The sequence below is a fragment of the Pseudemcibacter sp. genome, from assembly GCF_965661635.1.
In the GTDB taxonomy this organism is placed as follows: domain Bacteria; phylum Pseudomonadota; class Alphaproteobacteria; order Sphingomonadales; family Emcibacteraceae; genus Pseudemcibacter.
Genome location: NZ_CBFIEP010000134.1, coordinates 1 through 4828, shown reverse-complemented (window position 1 = coordinate 4828; position 4828 = coordinate 1). Strand labels below are relative to the sequence as shown.

The 4828-nt window shown below is 37.2% G+C and carries 6 protein-coding genes and 1 pseudogene; 6 read left to right on the top strand and 1 reads right to left on the bottom strand.

All coding sequences use genetic code 11. The annotated features are described in order from the left end of the window. Positions 1-175: 175 nt before the first annotated feature. From ACTF6W_RS08680 to ACTF6W_RS08670, 3 genes are all read left to right on the top strand, one after another. Positions 176-457, top strand: coding sequence for a hypothetical protein (locus ACTF6W_RS08680; protein WP_438994146.1), 282 nt, complete (start codon positions 176-178; stop codon positions 455-457). A 137-nt stretch (positions 458-594) separates the two neighbouring features. Beyond that, on the top strand, positions 595-930 hold the full coding sequence (locus tag ACTF6W_RS08675) for a hypothetical protein (protein ID WP_438994145.1): 336 nt from the start codon (positions 595-597) through the stop codon (positions 928-930). Next, complete coding sequence (locus ACTF6W_RS08670) at positions 927-1373, top strand: hypothetical protein (RefSeq protein WP_438994144.1); 447 nt, start codon at positions 927-929, stop codon at positions 1371-1373. Before ACTF6W_RS08675 ends, ACTF6W_RS08670 begins: the two co-directional genes overlap by 4 nt. On the opposite strand, the gene ACTF6W_RS08665 is transcribed toward ACTF6W_RS08670, so the two are convergent. Further along, entirely contained in the window at positions 1355-1756 is a 402-nt protein-coding gene (locus ACTF6W_RS08665; RefSeq protein ID WP_438994143.1) for a hypothetical protein, read from the bottom strand. The genes ACTF6W_RS08670 and ACTF6W_RS08665 overlap by 19 nt on opposite strands. 325 nt (positions 1757-2081) lie before the next feature. Between ACTF6W_RS08665 and ACTF6W_RS08660 the strand changes: the two genes are divergently transcribed. From ACTF6W_RS08660 to ACTF6W_RS08650, 3 genes and pseudogenes are all read left to right on the top strand, one after another. After that, complete coding sequence (locus ACTF6W_RS08660) at positions 2082-3506, top strand: alginate export family protein (protein WP_438994142.1); 1425 nt, start codon at positions 2082-2084, stop codon at positions 3504-3506. Between the two features lie 607 nt (positions 3507-4113). After that, positions 4114-4329 (top strand): hypothetical protein, encoded by a 216-nt coding sequence (locus ACTF6W_RS08655; protein WP_438994141.1) that lies wholly within the window; start codon positions 4114-4116, stop codon positions 4327-4329. Between the two features lie 39 nt (positions 4330-4368). Beyond that, a pseudogene (locus tag ACTF6W_RS08650) lies at positions 4369-4815 on the top strand (alpha/beta hydrolase); the annotation flags it as partial. Positions 4816-4828: the final 13 nt, after the last annotated feature.

The following is a 4828-nucleotide window of genomic DNA, read 5'->3' as shown; positions in this document are numbered from 1 at the left end:
GTAAATGATGCAATCTTAAAAACATTAACCCCCAAAATATTAAAGCAACTTTATTATTCAACGTTATTATTTCGGTCGAATGACCACTTTCGACCCAAAGCGGTCATTCGCGCGTTGGATTTTTGACCAATCAATATATCTAATGTAAGTTACATAAAACACAGGGGAGGGTATATTGATTATACAAAAACTCGTATCCGCTATTCGGCGACAGGACTGGTTCCAAGTTTTGGTCGAAGTGCTTATTGTAATTGTTGGCATATTTCTCGGCCTTCAGGTGCAGACTTGTTACGAGGCATTGGAAGACCGTAGGCAGGAATCTTTTTACCTGGCTCTCCTTCATGATGAAGTTGAGCAGATTGAAACAAAATTTAAAAATTATTTCCCTAACATCAACGGACGGGTTGAAGTGTTGGCAAGCCTTCGTGAACAATACAATCAAAATGAACAGTTTTAGAAATCAGTAACATACAATGCAATGCCATAATAGTTTCGCACATCCACACCAATTTTATATCAACAGTAACCACTATTGATGAGCTGGAATCAACTGGGCGATCGCAAATTATTGAAAACCCATCTATTCGTCGATTGATGGCTGTTCTTAAAAGTAGCCAAAACTTTAGTAATACATTTATTGCAGGGTTAAGAGGAGACGCAGTCAATCTTGCTGCCAAGTTTCCGGAATTTATTGATGTAAACACCTTTACAACGATTAGCAGTGGTTATGAACTCGATGCCGCAGTGGGCAATCATTGTAAAATTCCAACACCTGACAAAACAATCGACTATAAGAACAGCCTCGTCGCCAATGCGGCTCGTTATAGTACATATAATAGTGTTATCACTAATCAATTCAAAAGCCTGGTAGACCTACACCACGCATTAGACAAAGAATTGGCAATCATTCATAAGGAGGTGTCACCATGATCCTGCGCAGGTTTATGCAACACGTAAAAGAGCAGAACTGGTTTGCCGTCGGTCTAGATGTTATAGTGGTGATCGTTGGTATCTTCTTAGGCCTTCAGGTACAAGCTTGGTACGAAGCGCGTGCTGAAAGGGAACTTGAACAATTTTATTTATATCAACTACACGGTGAAATTGAAGAGGCAGAGCCGTACGCCATAAGTAGTATCGAACAGATAAACCTTGTCAACGAAACACTGGAGCAAATTCTTGTAATATACCGTGAGAACAGCTCATTTGAACCTTTTACTGAACTACAGTGTAACGCAATGATACGATCACACGTAATTGCAAATTTTATTGCACCACTCACCACAATTGACGAAATTGAACAAACAGGAAGATCACTCATTATTGAAAACAATTCACTACGCAGTTTGATGGCAAATTATAAGAGTGCTAAATAACCCATAATAAGTCCAACAATCGCGCCTTCAGCGGTTAGCCAGAACGGAGAACTAAAAATACTATTTGTTGCAAAAACATTCGACATCATGATTTGAAGGTCATTATATATAAATAATGTAAGAATAAAATTCATCCACGCGCCTATCCAAGGAGCGCGAAACCACCATGGCATTGGTGATTTTAAGATTGGGTGCCAAGTAAAAACACCAAACACACCAATAAATGCGCCCATGGTTGTATACCAAAGCATGAACCCCCACTTAGTCATTGTCGGCACTTCCGGCCAAAACATGGGTAATATTATAAACCCAATAATACCTATAAAAAGCCCAACTGATTTGCCTATTGCGATACGCGTAACCAAGGAAGGATTATTAAACATATTGCTCTCCTATCATTTCAAGTTTTTGTTGAGATTGGCTATTATTTTAACATTTAACCAACAAATATCCCTTGATCTCTATCAATAAAAAAACATTTATAAATCACCGAAATTCAAATTACGACGTATCAAAACATTACGGTTTATTTGCCCTTAAGTTTATAATTATTTTATTTACCTCAAAAATACACAGCTCATAAAATCATTAATCTATTAATGTATTTTTAAGGTATCTTTGAGATATTCCTAAAAACTTTGAAATAGTAATAATTAATTGCTATATCATAACATTATCAAACAAATAACATCACTGAATGTAGGTACTATGAAAAAAATAATTGCTTCTACCGTTATTTTAATTGGGGGAGTTTCCGCAACGTTTAATGCAAGCGCGCAAGGAAATAATCAGGAAACCGAATGTGTTAGACCGGCTAACCCTTATAAAATGACATCGTTTGATAATGATTTTAGTTACCTTGACCAAGATTGCTATACGGACAATCAGGATAATTTTCTCACTAAGGCCGGTGATAGTTTAAAAAGAATTGACCTTGGCAATGATATAAAGCTCGATTTGGGTGGTGAATATCGCCTGCGTTATCATAATGAAAATAACGGCGCCCGCAGACGCATTGGCGGCGATAACTCTTATTTCCTAAGTCGGTTTCAAGCATACGCCAATCTTGAAATTAATAAAAACATCCGTTTTTACGGTAAATTTCTTGATGCGTCCATTTTTGATGAGGACCTCCCCCCCGTGGGCAGTGATGTGAATAGACATGACCTTTTAAATGGGTTTGTCGATTTAAATTTTGATGTTGAGGGCACAAAAATCTTTGTCCGTGCCGGACGTCAGGAAATGACATTCGGGCAGCGTCGCCAAATTGCGGTTAATAACTGGGTTAACGTAAAGCGCGCCTTTGATGGTGTTCGCGCGGCCATTAGCCGGGATAATTTGACTTTAAATGTATTCTCGGTTAATCCACGTCGGGTATTAGCGGACCAAGCCGACCCGACCAATGATAATCAGGATTTTGACGGTGCATCCATACAATATACGGCATCCGACCAAGATATTGAAACATATGTATACCGTTTAAATCAGGATGACCCGCTTCGCACCACATATAAAATTTACACCATCGGTGCCCGCTATAAAGGGAGCGTTCAAGACATCATGCTCGAAGCAGAAGGCGCCATTCAACGCGGCGATTTTGGTACGGGCGATATTAATGCTGAATTCTTTGTGGTTGGTATCGGCCATCAATTTAAGGACGTTACGTGGAAACCGACGATTTGGGCACATTATGATTATCATAGTGGTGACGGTGACCCGACAGACGGTGTTAACGACACCTATTTTCAATTGTTCCCGGCGGCACATGCTTGGATGGGATTGATTGATTTTACCGCGCGTCAAAACTTGAAATCAATTCGCGTTCGCGCAACGGTAAACCCGACAAAGAAACTTTCCATTGATACGCAGCTTCATAAATTTAACTTAGCAGAAGCCCGCGGTGCATTCTTTAACGCGAGCCGTGTCAATGTCAGACAGGACCCAACAGGTGCAGCAGGTACTGACCTCGGTATGGAATTTGACATCACTGCAAAATATAGAATTCTACAACGCGCAGAAATCCTAGTGGGTTATTCAAGGTTCTGGGGCGGCAACTTCATCGATGCCACAAATCCGGTCGGTACAAACAGCAACGCCGATTTCCTCTACACGCATTTACGGGTTAATTTTTAGAGTTTAAATTTTAGGTACTATAAAATGGGACTAGCTTATTCATTCTTACTTTCAATGATTACTGCCTTTATCTTATCCTTTGTCAAAGTACCAAAGTTTTTAAATTTCACTTTGTCAGGGTTAGTAATATCTCTAGTATATATTTCCTATAATTATCAGTGGCCTGCTTACGAAATTGTTATAAAGATTTTCTATTTTATATTAGTTCTATCTAGTTTAATGCGTTCCTTTATGGGCATTATCGCTTATGAATTTTATGTTCATAGGAAAAAAAATCTGAACAGATAATTCAATCAACTAATAAGGACAAAAAAAATATTGGAACTGACAAAAATAAAACTGAAGATGAGAAAAAGGCTTTAATAACTGGTCTTAACCTAATAGTAGGTACCTTAATAGTAATTATTCTAATACCTTTATTATATACATTCTTTTAAATGAATGAATATAATAAAGTCTAATTAAGCTAATGCTTAATAATATATCTAATTTTAATACCATTCAATTATTGGGGTTAATTTTTTTACTTGTAATAAGAATGAATGAATACCTGTTTTGACCACTCCCCTTTGAATTGCTATAATTGTTATAAACCTTGGGGCAAAAAATGAAAAAACATTTAGTAATTATATTTATTATTCTTTTGACTGTTTTAAATGCAACTGCACAAGAAGCGATAACGGATATTACTCCGAGTAAAATTACCGTCTATAAAACTGTAGATGAAACATCATTGTCACTTCATATTTTTAATCCTCCTGACCATACTATTGATAATAAAAAACCTGCAATTGTATTTTTCTTTAGTGGAGGGTTTATTTAAGGGTCGCCAAAACAATTCTATCCTCAAAGTGCTTATTTCGCATCACGTGGCATCGTTGCCATTTGTGTTGAATACCGCATAACCAGCGAACATGGTTCAAATATAATCGATAGTTTAAAGGATGCTAACTCCAGTATGCGATGGATTAAATCACAAGTTAAAGAATTAGGCATTAATCCAAATATGATAACAGCAAGTGGTGGTTCAGCTGGTGGTCTAATCTCTATACTCTTGGCAGCAGGTAATGATTTTAATCATGATGATGATGACTTAAAAATTAATACACGTCCAAGCAGTCTTGTATTATTTAATCCTCAATTTGAAATTGCCCCCAAACTTCCAACTTATCAACCCATAATAAACCGTAGTAAAGAAATCAATCCCCTTAATAACTTAAACGAAGCAACACCCCCTACTCTAATTTTGCATGGAACTGAGGATGAATTTATCCCTATTTCTTCAGTAAAATCATTACAAAGAAAATGACTTCGTACGGAGT